The sequence below is a fragment of the Alcanivorax sp. IL2 genome, assembly GCF_047495475.1.
Taxonomy (GTDB): Bacteria; Pseudomonadota; Gammaproteobacteria; order Pseudomonadales; family Alcanivoracaceae; genus Alcanivorax.
On the sequence record NZ_CP179932.1, the window covers coordinates 497,230 to 512,674 of the forward strand.

The 15,445-nt window shown below is 58.9% G+C and carries 19 protein-coding genes; 10 read left to right on the forward strand and 9 right to left on the reverse strand.

Annotation, left to right across the window (positions count from 1 at the left end; translation table 11 throughout):
* Positions 1 to 8: 8 nt before the first annotated feature.
* Complete coding sequence (locus tag ACMG4N_RS02305) at positions 9 to 653, reverse strand: Abi-alpha family protein (RefSeq protein WP_414432802.1); 645 nt, start codon at positions 651 to 653, stop codon at positions 9 to 11.
* Between the two features lie 343 nt (positions 654 to 996).
* Here ACMG4N_RS02305 and ACMG4N_RS02310 point away from each other — a divergent pair, with 343 nt between their 5' ends.
* The 5 genes from ACMG4N_RS02310 to dsbG all read left to right on the forward strand — a co-directional run bounded on the left by ACMG4N_RS02310 (position 997) and on the right by dsbG (position 4,719).
* Positions 997 to 1,200 (forward strand): hypothetical protein, encoded by a 204-nt coding sequence (locus tag ACMG4N_RS02310; RefSeq protein ID WP_414432803.1) that lies wholly within the window; start codon positions 997 to 999, stop codon positions 1,198 to 1,200.
* 29 nt (positions 1,201 to 1,229) lie between these two features.
* On the forward strand, positions 1,230 to 2,678 hold the full coding sequence (locus ACMG4N_RS02315; protein WP_414432805.1) for a hypothetical protein: 1,449 nt from the start codon (positions 1,230 to 1,232) through the stop codon (positions 2,676 to 2,678).
* Positions 2,679 to 2,810: 132 nt separating this feature from the next.
* Entirely contained in the window at positions 2,811 to 3,323 is a 513-nt protein-coding gene (locus tag ACMG4N_RS02320) for a DUF4136 domain-containing protein (RefSeq protein WP_414432806.1), read from the forward strand.
* A gap of 38 nt (positions 3,324 to 3,361) precedes the next feature.
* Positions 3,362 to 4,171: a TlpA family protein disulfide reductase gene (locus ACMG4N_RS02325; protein ID WP_414432807.1), complete on the forward strand. Its 810-nt coding sequence runs from the start codon at positions 3,362 to 3,364 to the stop codon at positions 4,169 to 4,171.
* On the forward strand, positions 4,168 to 4,719 hold the full coding sequence (dsbG, locus tag ACMG4N_RS02330) for a thiol:disulfide interchange protein DsbG (protein ID WP_414432808.1): 552 nt from the start codon (positions 4,168 to 4,170) through the stop codon (positions 4,717 to 4,719). Before ACMG4N_RS02325 ends, dsbG begins: the two co-directional genes overlap by 4 nt.
* 157 nt (positions 4,720 to 4,876) lie before the next feature.
* Here dsbG and ACMG4N_RS02335 read toward each other — a convergent pair whose 3' ends face one another.
* From ACMG4N_RS02335 to pyrR, 3 genes are read right to left on the reverse strand one after another with little or no spacing between them, the layout of a single operon-like run.
* The gene (locus tag ACMG4N_RS02335) at positions 4,877 to 6,181 is read right to left on the reverse strand and encodes a dihydroorotase (RefSeq protein ID WP_414432810.1); all 1,305 of its coding nucleotides are present in this window, start codon (positions 6,179 to 6,181) and stop codon (positions 4,877 to 4,879) included.
* Positions 6,150 to 7,163, reverse strand: a complete 1,014-nt coding sequence (locus ACMG4N_RS02340; RefSeq protein WP_297767442.1) for an aspartate carbamoyltransferase catalytic subunit — start codon at positions 7,161 to 7,163, stop codon at positions 6,150 to 6,152. The genes ACMG4N_RS02335 and ACMG4N_RS02340 overlap by 32 nt, the downstream gene beginning before the upstream one ends.
* A 2-nt stretch (positions 7,164 to 7,165) precedes the next feature.
* Positions 7,166 to 7,693, reverse strand: a complete 528-nt coding sequence (gene pyrR / locus ACMG4N_RS02345) for a bifunctional pyr operon transcriptional regulator/uracil phosphoribosyltransferase PyrR (RefSeq protein ID WP_297767446.1) — start codon at positions 7,691 to 7,693, stop codon at positions 7,166 to 7,168.
* Between the two features lie 258 nt (positions 7,694 to 7,951).
* Here pyrR and ACMG4N_RS02350 point away from each other — a divergent pair, with 258 nt between their 5' ends.
* Positions 7,952 to 8,524, forward strand: a complete 573-nt coding sequence (locus tag ACMG4N_RS02350) for a cytochrome b (RefSeq protein WP_414432813.1) — start codon at positions 7,952 to 7,954, stop codon at positions 8,522 to 8,524.
* Between the two features lie 31 nt (positions 8,525 to 8,555).
* Positions 8,556 to 9,146 carry a YceI family protein gene (locus ACMG4N_RS02355; protein ID WP_297767452.1) on the forward strand — a complete coding sequence of 197 codons (591 nt, stop codon included), beginning with the start codon at positions 8,556 to 8,558 and terminating at the stop codon, positions 9,144 to 9,146.
* Between the two features lie 66 nt (positions 9,147 to 9,212).
* Here ACMG4N_RS02355 and ACMG4N_RS02360 read toward each other — a convergent pair whose 3' ends face one another.
* The 5 genes from ACMG4N_RS02360 to gshB form a co-directional block, all read right to left on the reverse strand.
* A complete protein-coding gene (locus ACMG4N_RS02360; protein WP_414432815.1) occupies positions 9,213 to 10,589 on the reverse strand; it encodes an RHS repeat domain-containing protein in 1,377 nt (458 codons plus the stop codon).
* A 26-nt stretch (positions 10,590 to 10,615) separates the two neighbouring features.
* A complete protein-coding gene (ruvX, locus tag ACMG4N_RS02365; RefSeq protein WP_414432817.1) occupies positions 10,616 to 11,017 on the reverse strand; it encodes a Holliday junction resolvase RuvX in 402 nt (133 codons plus the stop codon).
* A gap of 172 nt (positions 11,018 to 11,189) precedes the next feature.
* Complete coding sequence (locus tag ACMG4N_RS02370; protein WP_297767455.1) at positions 11,190 to 11,750, reverse strand: YqgE/AlgH family protein; 561 nt, start codon at positions 11,748 to 11,750, stop codon at positions 11,190 to 11,192.
* A gap of 185 nt (positions 11,751 to 11,935) precedes the next feature.
* Positions 11,936 to 12,811, reverse strand: a complete 876-nt coding sequence (locus ACMG4N_RS02375) for an energy transducer TonB (protein WP_414432820.1) — start codon at positions 12,809 to 12,811, stop codon at positions 11,936 to 11,938.
* 64 nt (positions 12,812 to 12,875) lie between these two features.
* On the reverse strand, positions 12,876 to 13,829 hold the full coding sequence (gene gshB, locus ACMG4N_RS02380; protein WP_297767461.1) for a glutathione synthase: 954 nt from the start codon (positions 13,827 to 13,829) through the stop codon (positions 12,876 to 12,878).
* A gap of 244 nt (positions 13,830 to 14,073) precedes the next feature.
* Here gshB and pilG point away from each other — a divergent pair, with 244 nt between their 5' ends.
* Genes pilG through ACMG4N_RS02395 form a run of 3 tightly spaced genes read left to right on the forward strand, consistent with a single transcriptional unit; the run spans position 14,074 to position 15,422 of the window.
* Positions 14,074 to 14,457 carry a twitching motility response regulator PilG gene (gene pilG, locus ACMG4N_RS02385; protein ID WP_007148837.1) on the forward strand — a complete coding sequence of 128 codons (384 nt, stop codon included), beginning with the start codon at positions 14,074 to 14,076 and terminating at the stop codon, positions 14,455 to 14,457.
* 32 nt (positions 14,458 to 14,489) lie between these two features.
* Complete coding sequence (gene pilH / locus ACMG4N_RS02390) at positions 14,490 to 14,858, forward strand: twitching motility response regulator PilH (protein WP_035245814.1); 369 nt, start codon at positions 14,490 to 14,492, stop codon at positions 14,856 to 14,858.
* 15 nt (positions 14,859 to 14,873) lie between these two features.
* Positions 14,874 to 15,422, forward strand: a complete 549-nt coding sequence (locus ACMG4N_RS02395; RefSeq protein WP_290511741.1) for a chemotaxis protein CheW — start codon at positions 14,874 to 14,876, stop codon at positions 15,420 to 15,422.
* Positions 15,423 to 15,445 lie beyond the last annotated feature (23 nt).

Below are 15,445 nucleotides of genomic sequence, written 5' to 3' on the forward strand. Positions count from 1 at the left end.
ACAGATTGTTATCCGGAGCAGGCCGCCCAGAATGCCTTGCCGAACGCTGAAAGGTGTGCGGTTTCGCGAATAAAGACTGGCCGAAGCCGGGATTCTTTACGCATCTGTTCACAGGCGGAACGCACCTCCGAACCATTCTCGATGGCTTCGTATTTTGCTGTCTGGGAATTGTCTTCCGGGCCGCCATCGAGCAACCCAAGAGAAAATAAATGCGCAAGGTAATGGGGTACCGCATCCGCCAGCATCACACCACTTTCATTACCCACCCGGCTCAGAAACGCCATCACCCGATGCTCGCTGTTTTTGAAACGACCACCGCGCGCCACTAAATGACTGATGGCAATATCAGAGCCGTCCGACAGGGCAGTGAGGATCCTGACTTCGTCGGGGAGAAGCTGGTTGACGATACGTCCATAAACTCTGGCCCTGGCACTGGCCGGTGTCTGCTCCAGGGACTGGTCAGCCAGCGCGGTAAACCGTGACTGCAAGGATTTATCGTGCCCTTCATCCTCACCGGATGATGTCTCCACCGGCCCTGGCAGGTAGTGATGGTTGCCCATGCCGCCCAGGCGTAACTGCAGATCCTCGAACAGCACATCCTCGACAGCCCGCGCCTGATCCAGCACATAGTGACCGCCTGGCGCACGCGCCACAGCCTGCCGCATTTGCCGGACAAGACGCCCGGCCCAGGGTGTTGTGGCGGGCTTTCTTTTCTGTATTTTTTGTTCAGCCAACATCGCCTCCGTGGCAGCCTCGACGTTGCGAAGCTATCGATTCCGTCTTTTACAGGATCATTAAGTATCACTGTTTGAGGGGGTCAACAATGTTGGCAAGAATGTCGATACAAAAATCCCACAGTCGCTTAATGTTATGTGTACTTTCTGTTTGCTCTCGTTTGATACAGTGCAATGACGGTGTTTTCCCGATTCGATTTTTCCGCTGCGATTTTACGATTTCGGTACACCCCATAACGGCACACCCAAAACAGGATCGATCATGAATAACAAGGACGCCATTGAACGTATTCATCAGCGTGTAGGGTTTCTCTCCTACCTACCGGAACCGGTTACCCGGGATCTCGATCAGGCGGTGGATGACTATCTGGAAAGCGAAAAGAGTCGCCTGGAGAAAGCCATCGATAGCGGCATTCAGGCCCTGCCTCTGTGGCTGCGCAGTATTGCCCGCAGCGCGCTTCGCTAGCGTTTAATCCCCGCACCAAGGACGCCGCCATGAACGACCTGACACCAAACCTGGAAATCCAGATTGAGCTGGAAAAGCTCGCCCAGTACCTGACCCTCGACGACACCACCTGGCAAGCCCTGGTCGATGCCGGTGCTGGCAACCTGCGCGAGTTGCGCGAACACATCGAAGAGGAGATGTACAACCAACACCGCAAAGGGTTCCAGCACCTGGCAAGCTGGACCCGCTGGCTCTCCATCAAACAACTGGCGAAACTGGCTTATGCCATCGGCGCCAAAATGGCCGCCCGCCTGGTCGGCGAAATGGATCCCTACTTCGCCGTAAAAGTTGCCCGACGGCTGACCCCGGATTTTCTCGGCGAAATCGCCGCCCAGGCAGACCCGCGCAAGATTCGTGAAATCATTCGGCGCCTGCCTGCGGAAGTAATCCGCGAAGTGGCACTGAAACAGATTCAGGAAAAACAGTTCCTGCTGCTGGGTCGTTTTGCCGATGCGCTTTCCGCCCCCTCCATTCGCGAAGTGGTCAACGCGGTAAAGGATGATGGCGCGCTGCTGACTATTGCCTTCTACATGGAAAATACCACCCAGCTCAGCAATGTGATCCGCATGATTGATAACAGCCGACTGGCCAGCATCGTGCGGTCCGGTACCGAAAATGTGGATCTTTGGCCCAAGGCCATCTGGGTGATAGACCATGTGGAAGGGGAGCTGAAAAGCCGGTTGGGCAACATCATGGCCGAGCAAGACGAACGCACGCTGGACTCCCTGGTTGATGTGGCCCACCGCCAGCAATTGTGGGGTCCGGTACTGCGCGCGCTGTCCGTGATCAACCCACGCTACCATCGCAAAATCGTCAACCTGCCTTCCCTGCGTAACAGCACCGTGATCACCGAACTGGTGAATGCCGCAGTCAGCAAGAATCTGCTGGAAGAGACCCTGCCCCTGGTCAAGGCCATGCAACGGGACTATCGGGAAGTGGTTGCCCATACCGCCCTGCGCCAGGGCGAAGAGGTAGCGGAAGCCGTGGTGCAGGCAGCCCATCAAAGCGGACAATGGGATCTGATTCTGGACCTGGCCCAATTCCTGGGTGACGAGGAACGCAACATGCTGGCAAGACTGCCAAGCACCCATAATACGTCTGTGATAGAAGCCCTGATGCGTAACGCGGCCAAGCTTGGCAAAACCGACCTGCTGCTCGACTTTGCCCGCCGCTTTCACCGTGAAGGTCTGCAGACCGTGGTGGAAATCAGCCTGCGCGACGGCGGCGACCTGCTGCAAGCGTTCCTTGATGCCGCCCGTGATACCCGCGACGGCTGGCACACCATCGCCACCGCCGTCAGCGTGGTGGACGCACCGGACATGCTCCGCGACATCGGTCGCATCTATCAGCGGCAGAACCCCCAGGACCAGCAGGCCTTCCGCGAGGCCGCCAACGAAACCGGCCTCTGGTCACGACTGGAGCAGGCCCTGCCGGCCTGACCACTGAACCCTTCGCCCGCGAAACGGTCATACCTCATGCCCCGGCAAATCTCTGCCGGGGCTGATCTTTCACGGTATCGTGCCGTTCCCCTGTGATACTGGGGGACATTCACCGCAACCGGGAGAAGAGCCATGCGCTGGTTTTTCCTTTCACTCTGTCTTTTCCTTGGCGCCTGCGTCAGCCCGGTGGTCATCGATAGCCAGGAAGACGCCAAACTGGACCAATACCGCAGTTACGCCTTCGTGGAACAAAACGAAGACCAGCCCAGAGAGCTGGACGACCAACGGGCCCGCACAGCCCTGAAAACCGCCCTATCCGAGAAGGGATTGTCCGCCAGCACCTCCGGGCAAGCCGACGTGCACGTCAAACATTTCTTCAAGCGTGAACAACGCTACGACGGCTCCGTGGTGCAGTTCGGTTTCGGCTTCAGCCGCAACAATGTGGGCATAGGCACCACCACCCCGGTGGAAGGCGACATCACTGAAGAATACAAATTGGTGGTACAGATGATCGATCCGGCCACCAATAATGTGGTCTGGCAGGCCACCAGTCGCGACCGCCTCTACGACGACATGCGCAGCGAACGGCGCAGCGAACACATCCAGAAGGCGGTGGATGAAATGTTCCAGCGCTACCCCGGCTGACCGGACGACGCATACCGCAGGTAAAAGGACCACCCCCTTTGGACGCCATTCTGATCGGCCCGCTGGCGCTGCCAGCGGGCACTGTTGTTGCCCTGATTACCTTTTCCGCCGCCGTACTGGCCAGTCTCTGGTGGCAGTGGCGTGGCAAACCCGTTGAAAAGTGGCTGTGGCTGATCACCCTGGCTGCCCTGGCTGGCGCCCGTGCGGCCTTCGTATTGCGTTATCCCGAGCAGTATTCCGGCCTGCTGGCCATGCTGGATATTCGCGATGGGGGCTGGTGGTGGCCCGGGGCCCTGGCAGCTCTGCCAGTGGCAATCCTGTGTCTGTGGCGTCGACCGGCCCTGCGCCTGGCATTGCTCTCCAGCACCGCGGCGGCCTTCATGGCGCTAGCCATTTCCCTGGCCACCCTGCATGCCATGACCCCCGAGCCTGTCCCCATGCCGGACATCACTCTGGAAAACCTGCAGGGCACGCCCATACCCCTCGCGCAAGTGGCACAGGGACCGACTCTGATCAATCTGTGGGCCACCTGGTGCCCACCTTGCCGGCGGGAAATGCCGGTGCTGGCCGACGCCCAGTCACGCTATCCCAACGTTCGCTTCGTGCTGGCTAATCAGGGGGAAACCGCTCAGGCCGTGCGGGATTACCTGATGCAGGCCGACCTGCATTTTGACCTGCCGCTGCTGGACCCACCGATGGCACTGGGTCACCATGCCGGCAACGGTGGGCTGCCGCTGACCCTGCTATTTGATGGCAAGGGCAACGAACTGGCCCGTCACTTCGGCCCCCTGTCCCGGGCCAGCCTGCATCACTTCCTTACCTCTCACCTGGATGATCCTCGCCCATGAGAATGCTCACTCTGCTGGTCACCATGCTGCTACCGCTGTCCGCCGTAGGCGAACAAGCCGACATGGACAGCCTGCTGGCCCGCCTGGAAAGCAGCCGTTGGGTGGCCGAAGGGGCAGAAGACCCGCAACGGGTGGCCTATGTGTTCACCGACATGGCCTGCCCCTACTGCGCCGTGCTGTGGGAAAACATGCAGCCGCTGGTCAATCACCCGGATAACACCCTGCAGGTGCGCCATATCATCGTCGGTATGATCCACCCCAAGCGCAGCTTCACCCAAGGCGGCGCCATCCTCGCCGCCGCGGACCCGGCAGCGGCCCTGGCCGAGCACGAAGGCCACTTTGACGACGGCGGCATCCGCCCGCTGGAGCGGGTCCCCGACGCCATCCGCAGCCAGATCCACAACAACACCGCCCTGATGATCGGCCTGGGCCTGCAGGGCACCCCGGCACTGGTGTTTGAAGATACGCAGGGACGCTGGCGGGTGGCACCGGGGGTCGTTGGGGAGGAGGCGTTGCGGGTTGAGGTGTTTCAAATCAGTGAACAGTGAACAGTGAAGAGTTAACAGTGAACAGCCCGCACCCACTGGCATCAGGGCATTGAAACGCAAGAGGCCGCGCCCGGAGTTCAGGCGCGGCCTCTTGCGTTAAGGAACACAGAACCCATCCCGCGAACTGTTCACTATTCACTGTTAACTGTTAACTGAATCAGTCTGTCAGCCAACTCACCTTGCCCTGACACACGGTTAACTTCACATTGCCCTTGAGCACTGCACGTCGCCAGGGGGAGTTGTTGCCGGCGGACAGCCAGTGTTCGGCGTAGTCTTTATCGGCGTCGGCATCCAGCACACAGAGGCTGGCCGGACGCCCGGTTTCCAGCTGGCCGGCCTGAAGCCCCAGGCAGCGGGCCGGGGCCGCGGTGATGGCATCCAGGGCGCGGGGCAGTTCCAGCTTGCCGTCGTCCACCAGTTGCAGCACCAGGCCGAGCAGGGTATCCACCCCGGCCATGCCCGGCCTGGTGGCCGGGAAGGGCGCCGCCTTGCTGGAGGAACCGATGGGGGTGTGCTGGGAGCAGATGGCATCAATGGTGCCGTCAGCCACCGCCTCCAGCAGAGCCTCGCGATCCGCCGCACTGCGCAGGGGCGGAATCACATGACAGTGGCTGTTGAAGCCTTCCAGGGCTGACTCATCCAACAGCAGGTGCTGGATACTCACGTCCGCCGTCACCGGCAGACCGCGACGCTTGGCCGCACGCAGCAGGCGCAGGGAGTCGGCGCTGGAAATCTGCTGAAAATGGGCCCGCACGCCGGTGGCTTCCACCAGCAGCAGGTCCCGGGACAGATCCACGCTTTCCGCCACCGCCGGAATGCCCGGCAGCCCCAGGCGGGTGGCCACTGCGCCTTCGTGGGCGCAGCCGCCCGCACTCAGGGCCGAATCCTGGGGGCGGAACATCACCGGTAAATCAAAGGTGGAGGCATACTCCAGGGACCGCTTGAGCACCAGGGCACTGGCCACCTTGCGGCCCGCATTACCCACCGCAATACAGCCCGCCCTGGCCAGGGTCGCCATTTCCGCCAGCTGATCGCCGGCCAGCCCCTGGGTCATGGCGGCAATGGGCATGATGCGGGCAAACCCGGCCTGGCCGGCCTGCTCGCGAATCAGCCGCACCACCGCGGTGGAATCCACCGGGCCGCAATCCGGCTGGGCCACCAGATGGGTAATGCCACCGGCGGCGGCGGCGCGGGTTTCACTGGCGATATCGCCGCTGCGGCCGCTGCCCGGCAAAGACAGGTGCACACAGGCATCCACCAGCCCGGGCAGCACCCAGTGGCCTTCTGCTTCCATGATATCTGCGCCGGGCGCATCCAGGCTGGCGCCGATGCGCACCAGACGACCGTTTTCGATCAACAGGTCGGCAATTTCGTCACGGCCACTGGCCGGATCGATAACCCGGCCCTTGCGAATCAGGATATTGGCTTTCTTACTGGCCACGCTCACCTCCCGTGCGGCCATGGGCGCTGCTTTCCTGGCCGCTGATGGCCATGGACATGACCGCCATGCGCACCGCAATACCGAAGGTCACCTGGTTGAGAATCACCGAACGGGGGCCGTCGGCCACTTCCGAGGCGATTTCCACGCCCCGGTTGATGGGCCCGGGATGCATGACAATGGCATCCGGTTTGGCCAGTTGCAGCTTGTCGTTGTTGAGCCCGTAGAGGCGGAAGAACTCTCCCTCACTGGGCAGCAGGGCGGAATCCATGCGCTCCTTCTGCAGGCGCAGCATGATCACCACATCCACGTCTTTCAGGCCCAGGGCCATGTCGGTGAACACCGTCGCACCCAGCGACTCTGCATCGACCGGCAACAGGGTCTTCGGACCGATCAGGCGCACTTCGTCAGCACCGAGGATATTCAGGGCATGGATCTGGGAGCGCGCCACCCGCGAGTGCAGGATGTCACCGACGATGGCCACTTTCAGGCCCTCGAAGCCGCCCTTGTAGTGGCGGATGGTGTACATGTCGAGCATGGCCTGGGTGGGGTGGGCATGGCGCCCGTCACCGGCATTGATCACCGCCACATTGGGGGTCACTTCGTTGGCGATAAAGAAGGGGGCGCCGGAATCCTGATGACGCACCACGAACATGTCCGCCGCCATGGCTTCCAGGTTACGCAGGGTATCGAGCAGGGTTTCACCCTTGCTGGTAGCGGATTTGGCGATATCCAGGTTGAGCACGTCGGCGCTCAGTCGCTGGGCAGCCAGCTCGAAGGTACTGCGGGTACGGGTGCTGGATTCGAAGAACAGATTGACCACTGTCTTGCCACGCAGCAGCGGTACCTTCTTGATCGACCGGCCACCCACGTCCACGAAGCTGGCGGCGGTATCCAGAATGTCTTCCAGTAGAGAGCGGGGCAGGTGCTCGGTAGTCAGAAAATGGCGAAGCTTACCGTCTTCGGTAAGTTGTACGCGGGAGGATGGCGCAAGCGTCGGCGTCATTCTTAAGACCTTGTCTCTGTTTCATCCTCAACCACCAGATTGCGAATCTCGGCAACCAACGGAGAGGGCCCGCGTAATTCTACCCGCTGATGGGGGGGCAATGCCAAAGTTTCACCACAGATATCGGCACGAATTGGCAATTGCCGGTGGCCAATATCGAATAACACCACCAGGGCAATCGACGCCGGACGACCGAAATCGAATAGTTCGTTCATGGCGGCACGGATGGTGCGGCCGGTCATCAGCACATCGTCCACCAGCAGAATATGCTGACCGTCCACCTCCAGGGGAAGCTTTGAGGGAGACACGGTACTTTTCAGCCCCCGGGTATCGAAGTCATCCCGGTAGAACGCCGGGTTCAGGGTGCCCATCGGTAACGGCCTGGCCAGCTTCTCGTTCAATGCCTGGGCCACCCAGGCGCCGCCGGACTCGATTCCCACCAGCAACGGCGCCGACTCACCGTATTGTTCGGTGATGGCTCTGGCCATGGTTTCCAGATGTGTTTGTAGTTGTTGCTCGTCCCAGCTCAAGGGGCTCTCCTGCTTTGTGTATGGCGATATCCGACGTTCGCCCTGCAAGCATGGCGCCTGCCGGGGAAAGAATAAAGGCCAGGGCCCGACAAACCTTCAGGCCAGGTGATCAAACCGTTCAGTTTTTTGGGGTGGCAGTAACATCCCGCCAAAGAGAGGATGGCAAAATCATCGCCAGCGACGGTAAGTTTTGTAAAGGGCGGAACCCGGCTAGTGGCGAACACTCCAATCATCAGGAAGATCGGATAGGGTACAAGGATGCAACTGCGCAACGACTCACAACGGTTCGGCATCATCACCATCGCCCTGCATTGGCTGGTGGCCATGACGGTGGTGGGCATGTTTGCGCTGGGTCTTTACATGGTCGACCTGACCTACTACCACGACTGGTACCGCAGCGCGCCGCACCTGCATCGCAGCGTGGGTATCCTGCTGTTTCTGGTGATGACCTTCCGGCTGCTGTGGCGGCTTGTTTCTCCACCCCCGCAAGCCCTGCCCACTCACCAGCCCTGGGAAAGAGTCAGCGCCCACCTGACCCACTGGGCCCTGTACCTGCTGCTGTTCACCGCCATGATCAGCGGCTATTTGATTACCAGCGCCGACGGCTCCGCCATCGATGTATTCAACTGGTTTGCCGTGCCCTCTATAACCGGCGACCAAAAGGGCCTGGAAGATACCGCCGGGGACATCCACGAGATCGCCACCTGGGCGATCATCATCCTCGCCGGCGTGCATGCCCTGGCCGCGCTCAAACACCACCTGCTTGATCGGGACGACACCCTGCGCCGCATGCTGGGCATGGCGCCCCGTGACCCTGACAACCTTTCCTGACAACCTTTAACCCAAACGGAGTTCGATGCTTATGTTAACGCTAGCAAAGAAGATCACCATTCCCGCCCTGGCATTGCTGCTCAGCAGTATGGCCTTTGCCGACAAACCCGGCGGCACCTATGCGTTTGATAAAAAGGGCGCCCACCAGTTTGTCATGTTCAAGATTTCCCACCTGGGCTACAGCTGGTTGTACGGCCGCTTCAACGACTTCGACGGCAGCTTCACCGTGGACGCGGACAACCCGGAAAACAGCAGCGTGCAGGCCACCATCCAGGTCGCCAGCCTGGACAGCAATCACGCCGAGCGCGACAAGCACCTGCGCGGTGATGACTTCCTTGAAGTAGACGAGTATCCCACCGCCACCTTCAAGAGCACCAAGATTGAAAAGACCGGCGAAAAAACCGCAAAAATCACCGGCGATTTTACCCTGCACGGCGTCACCAAGCCGGTCACCCTGGACGCCAAACTGCTCGGCTACGGCGATGATCCCTGGGGCGGCTACCGCATGGGCCTGGAAGCCTCCACCACCCTGAAACTGGCGGACTTCGGCATCACCTATGACCTGGGCCCGGCATCGGAAACCGTGGACATTATTATTTCCGTGGAAGGGGTAAGGCAGTAAGGTTCTGAAGAAAAAACGCCGAGAACTGCAATTGCAGGAGCCATGCTTACATGAGCTCCTGCATATTCAGAAAGGACGTCCAAGACGTATAATCTGGTCTCTATCTTGAGGAACAAGCGGGTCCAGAAAGTCCCCTCTCTTATCTCTCGGAAAGCGCCTATCGGGAATAAATGTGGTCACACCCGGAATATCATTACGAAAGAAGACTCGCTGTTCAGTCTCCACCCTTTCAACATTACGAGAAAAAAGACTGATCTTGGCAAGCTTTCCATTTGAATATTGGTATTCCCTTCTTTTCCGATCCCGGACATGAATGGATTTTACTTTACCTCCATCATAGGTGAACTCGCGTTCCGGATTTCCCTGTGTATCAAGCATCGACAGAAGCTGGCCGTTTTCGTCGTAAACAAATTCGGGAAACCCTTCGACCACGTCATCAATGCTAAACCAAATTTCGTCATCACCGGCACCCAGGAAAACGTCTCCGTCGGGCTTGCCGTTTTCATCAAATCCATAGAGCTTCATGTATTCGTTTGGAGCAGGCGGATTCCGGCTTGCATCACTCTCATGCAACTCACCTATTTCGGGAAGCCAGGTAAATGTCCTGTAACGGGTATCAACAAAGCTGTCATTGTCACCATAGCGATCAATGATTACCCGGCTTTCCAGATCTCCGGGCAACCACTTTGCCACTTTTTTCTGGTAGCCATGGCCGGCATAGACGGCAATATTCGGCAGACTGACAGAATCCGAATATTCGGGAGATTGATCCACCGTAACAACAAATTCGAAACCGGCCTGGGAGTTCCCCGACAACTTCGTGGTTTGAATGTGAGAAAGAAAAGGAGGTGCAACTGTTATCTGATCATTCTCTCCATAGAAAACCACGTGCTGGGATTGCTTCCAGCCACCGTCCCCCAGCGCCTGCTGGCTTATCGTCATCCTGTAACCAAGTTGGTACCTGGCTGGGCAAAAATCCCCCTTGCAGAGCACTTCCTCTTTTACCAGCTGCTTGCCCTCCCTGCTCGGACACACTGAAAGTCGACCGTCACTTTCAATATCAAGCTGTTGAAGGGCGAAATTCCCATCACCATTTGTTCCCATGTTTTGCACTACGGACAGAAGCGCAGGAGGGAGTGGGTTTTCAGATTTCTGATATCGGCAGGTCAGGCCTCCCGCACGCACATCATCGCCTGTCCCCCATCGGCCATCATTACCCGAATCCACAACAAACCGGGATCGAATAACATTGCTTACGCTGTAGTCGAAAACCTGCATACCTACAACATCGCCGCCCTCCCGGTAGGTCACGGTATCGGGAACCGGCGCATAGGACCCGGTAGCAGATTGACCATCACCGCTTCCGCCGCCACCGCAGCTTGCAATCAGAATTGAAAGAACAACCACAAGGGCCAACGACTCAACTTCCGTTTTTTCTCTCAAAACCGTTTTCCCCCACGAAATTAGTATTAAAAAATCTGGGCGTCGCCCGCGAAAAAGCCTTCGGCAATAATCACCGCTGCCATGGAATCCACTCGCGAGTCGGCTTTCTGAATCCCGGTACGCTCGCGCGCTTCACGAGTACTCAAGCGTTCATCCACCAGCCACACCTTCATGCCAAACCGGCCTTTCAGTCGGCCCGCAAACTTCTTCGCCCGTGCCGTGGACTCGCTTTCACTACCATCCATGTTCAACGGCAACCCCACCACCAGCGCTTCCGGTTCCCATTCCTTGAGCAGGGCCGCGATATCATCCCAGTTGGGCTGGGTATTCTTGCAGGGCAGGGCTTTCAGGGGCGTGGCAGTGCCCAGCAGACTGTTGCCGCTGGCCACGCCGATTTTCTGTGTGCCGTAGTCGAAGGCGAGAATCATGAGGGGCAGTGAACAGTTAATAGTGAATAGTTAACAGTTACGCGATCTTGCGCCCCTGTTCCTGCAAGGCTGACCGCCGCGCACAAGCCATGGCCGCGGCGAACATCATTAAAGCAACCCAAAACCCAACCCGCGTAACTGTTCACTGTTAACTATTCACTATTAACTGGTTTCAACTGTGTCCCGCCTGCGTCGCAATCAGACTCATGTCCACGCCGATGCGGGCGGCGGCGGCTTGCCAGGTTTGTTCGAAGGGGGTATCGAGAACCAGCTCACGGCTGGCCGGGGTGCTGAGCCAGGTGTTTTCCACCAGCTCCTGCTCCAGTTGACCGGCATCCCAGCCGGCATAGCCCAGGCAGATCAACGATTGCTCCGGCCCTTCGCCGATGGCAATGGCTTCCAGGATATCGCGGCTGGTGGTCAGCATCAGGCCATCGCTGAGCGGCACGCTGGATTGCCAATGAGTCGACGCCGCATGCAGGACAAACCCCGCCTCTTGCTGAATCGGTCCACCTGCCACCACCCGATGGCGCTCTGACGGAGGGACTTCAATCTCGATGTCCATGTCGCTGAGAATATCGCCCAGGCTGATCTGCACCGGGCGATTGAGGGTCAGGCCCATGGCCCCCTCGCTGCTGTACTCGACGATATAGGTGACGGAATGTTCAAAGTTGGGGTCAGCCATCTGCGGCATGGCCACCAGCAACTGGTGTTTGAGGCTTGTGTTGTCCATGGGGACAGTATCCGGGGCGGGGGGGAGAGCTGCAAGCTTCAAGCTACAAGCTGCAACGCGAGATATGCCGATGGCTGCCGTTGATGCCATGCCCGCGTTCACCGGAAATGGTGCGCGGGCACTGGTTTAAAGCTGGCAACACCCCAATCCGCGCCTTGCCGCTTGTAGCTTGAGGCTTGCAGCTATTACTTCGAAGACACCCGCTGGTTCTTGTCGAACTTCCAGGTGCGGATGATTTCCAGCACATCCATGTTCTTGCGCATCTCAGCGGAGAAGGCATCGAAGGGCGCCGCGAGGCGCACGCTCTGGATGGCGGCCTGGTCCAGGAACTTGTGGCCGGAGGATTTCAGCAGGCGTACTTCCTTGAGCTGGCCATTCTTCTGGATCGCCACCACCAGTCGCACCGCACCGAAGGTATTGCTGTTCAGCGCCCGGGACGGGAAGTTGCGGGTACCCATGGCCTCCACCTCGCGACGGAAATTGTCGATGTACTGGGCTTCGTAATGGGCCTTGGCGGACACGGAAGTCAGGCGACGGATACGCGGGCGCTTGGCGTAGGCCTGTTTCTGGGCATCCAGACGGGCCTGCAGGCTGGCGATCTCGCGGCTCAGATCCTGCAGATTCTCCTGCTTGGCGACCTTGAGCGGCTTGGGATCGGTTTTTTCCTGCTCGTCCGCCTTGATTTGGTGATCGCTGGTACGGGCGGTGGTGATAACCAGCAACTGGGACTGGCGGTCACGGCGCTTACGGGTGGTCTTTTCCTTGAGCTGCACCTTGTCCAGCTTGTTGTCGGCGAAATCCACCTGCTCGGTGGTGGTCAGTTCCTGCTTTTCGGCCAGGTCACCGGAACCCTGCTGGTTGCTCTGGGCGATAAAATCCGCCTCATCCGGCTCATCATCGCTGCGATGCTGGGACAGGGTGACTTCCAGAGTATGCGGGGCGGCACGCTGCTTCTCGGGGGCAAAGCTGACCCCGAAGATAAGAATGCCGTGGAACGCCAACGCCAGAAAGACCGTAAAGGTGAGGCGATCTGAAGCGCTGACGGGTGAATTGGCTGCCATGGTTTCTTCTTTTTGTTACTGCCTTAAAACGGCCGGAGAGTGTGCCCCGGACCGTACTCATCGTCTATGACGGCTGCCGCAACTCCAGCAACATATCGAACAGCTGGCCGGCGATGTTGATGTCGAAGATCGCGTCCAGCTCACGGATGCAGGTGGGGCTGGTCACGTTGATCTCGGTGAGATAATCACCGATCACGTCCAGGCCCACAAAATACAGCCCCTTGCGCTTGAGCGTGGGACCCACCTGCTCACAGATCCAGCGGTCGCGGTCGCTCAGCTCACGGCCCTGTCCGGTGCCGCCGGCGGCCAGATTGCCGCGCAGCTCGCCTTCCTTGGGGATCCGTGCCAGCGCATAGGGCACCGGCTCGCCGTTGATCATCAGGATGCGCTTGTCACCCTCGGTGATCTCCGGCACGAAGCGCTGGGCCATGATCGGCGTCTTGCCATGCTGGGTCAGCACCTCGATCACCACCGAAATATTGGGGCTGTCCTTGCGCACCCGGAAGATATTGCTGCCGCCCATGCCATCCAGCGGCTTCATCACAGTGTCACCGAACTCCTGTACAAAATCGCGCAACAGCCCGGACTGGCTGGACACCAGGGTCGGCGCACAGCAGTGCGGGAAGTCGGTGGCGAACAGCTTTTCGTTACTGTCGCGAACACTGCCGGGCCGGTTCACCACCAACACGCCTTCGCGCTCCACCTTTTCCAGCAGGTAGGTGGCGTAGATGTACTCCGCATTGAACGGCGGGTCCTGGCGCATCAGGATAATATCCAGATCGGCCAGATCGTAATTCACGGCGTCGGCCAGACGGTACCAATCGTCGTTATTGTCGGTGACGGACAGTGTCCGGGTGGCCGCAAAGGTGCGACCATCTCGCACGTACAGATCTGCCGGCTCCATGTAGAGCAATGACCAGCCACGTCGTTGCGCTTCCAGCAGCATGGCGAAGGTGCTGTCTTTCCAGGGTTTGATTTTGGCGATGGGGTCCATCACCACACCAATACGCAAGCTCATGGAGTCTCCACAGACATCGGCAACAGGCCGGGCAATGTTAGCAGCGCTGACAGCCCACCGCTATGCAGGGATACGCGGGGCATTTTCTCAAGTTTCATAGGGTCTTATAGATTGATTGTAGAATCTGTGTTAAAAACTTCGCTTGGGCTTGTATCGCTACACACCCCGCCCATCGAATTACTAGAAAGGCCAAAAATTACAATAAGTTGCGGCCAACAACGGTTCACGGTTAAAGGCAGTTTCCATGACTGACAATTTCCAAGACCTCAAGGTAATGGTGATCGACGATTCCAAAACCATCCGTCGCACCGCTGAAACCTTGTTGAAGAAAGCAGGTTGTGAAGTGATCACCGCCACCGATGGCTTCGATGCCTTGGCCAAAATCGCCGACAGCAAACCCAATATCATCTTCGTCGACATCATGATGCCGCGACTTGACGGGTATCAGACCTGCGCCCTGATCAAGAACAACAGTGCCTTCAAGGCCACCCCGGTGATCATGCTGTCGTCCAAGGACGGCCTTTTCGACAAGGCCAAGGGGCGGATAGTGGGGTCCGACGAGTATCTGACCAAGCCGTTTTCCAAGGACGAGCTTCTCGGCGCGATTCGACAGCATATCAACGGTTAAGCGACAGCGTCGCTGAGCCAGAAGAGGATAAGATGGCACGTATTCTGATTGTGGATGACTCTCCCACCGAAACCTACAAGTTGCGGGAGATTCTCGAAAAGCACGGCCACGAGGTACTCGAGGCCGCCAACGGGGCCGATGGCGTCGCCATGGCCCGCTCCGAGCTGCCCGAACTGGTACTGATGGATGTGGTAATGCCTGGCCTTAACGGCTTCCAGGCCACCCGCCAGCTCACCAAGGGCGCCGATACCGCGCACATTCCCATTGTCATCGTAACCACCAAGGATCAGGAAACCGACCGTGTCTGGGGCAAACGCCAGGGCGCCAAGGACTACCTGACCAAACCGGTGGACGAGGATGTGCTCCTGCAAACCGTCGAGCGCATGCTGGCCGACGGCTGATATTCGGAGCCCCTGATGAGCGCAACTGCTTCCGCCGCCTATATTCAACTGGCCGACTACAACCGTCGCTGCCGCGAGCAGGCCAAAGACCTGCCCATGCAGCAGGATGCGGTCAGCTACTGGAGCGGTGTGGGCTTTGTGATGGATGGCAAGAAATACGTGGCACCGCTGGATGAGGTTTCCGAAATCCTCTCGGTGCCGGCCTACACCCGCATTCCCGGCGCACGCAGCTGGATGAAGGGCGTGGCCAATGTCCGGGGCCGGCTGATGACCGTGATGGATCTCAGTGGCTTTCTGGAAAAGAGTTCGCCGGTCCAGGAAAAGCGCCGACGGTTGCTGGTACTGGACCAGGACGACCTCTACACCGGCATGACGGTGGACGAGGTACTGGGGATGCAACATTTCCCCATTGATGAATTTGTGGAATCACTGCCGGTCAGCGATGCCAGCGTCACACCCTTTGTGCGCGGCGCCTACCGGCGGGACGGGGAGTACTGGTCCGTGTTCAGCCTGACCCGGCTGGCAGAGGATCCGCGCTTTATGCAGGTCGCCCGCACCGGCTGAGCTGCATATAAGCATTTGGGGTA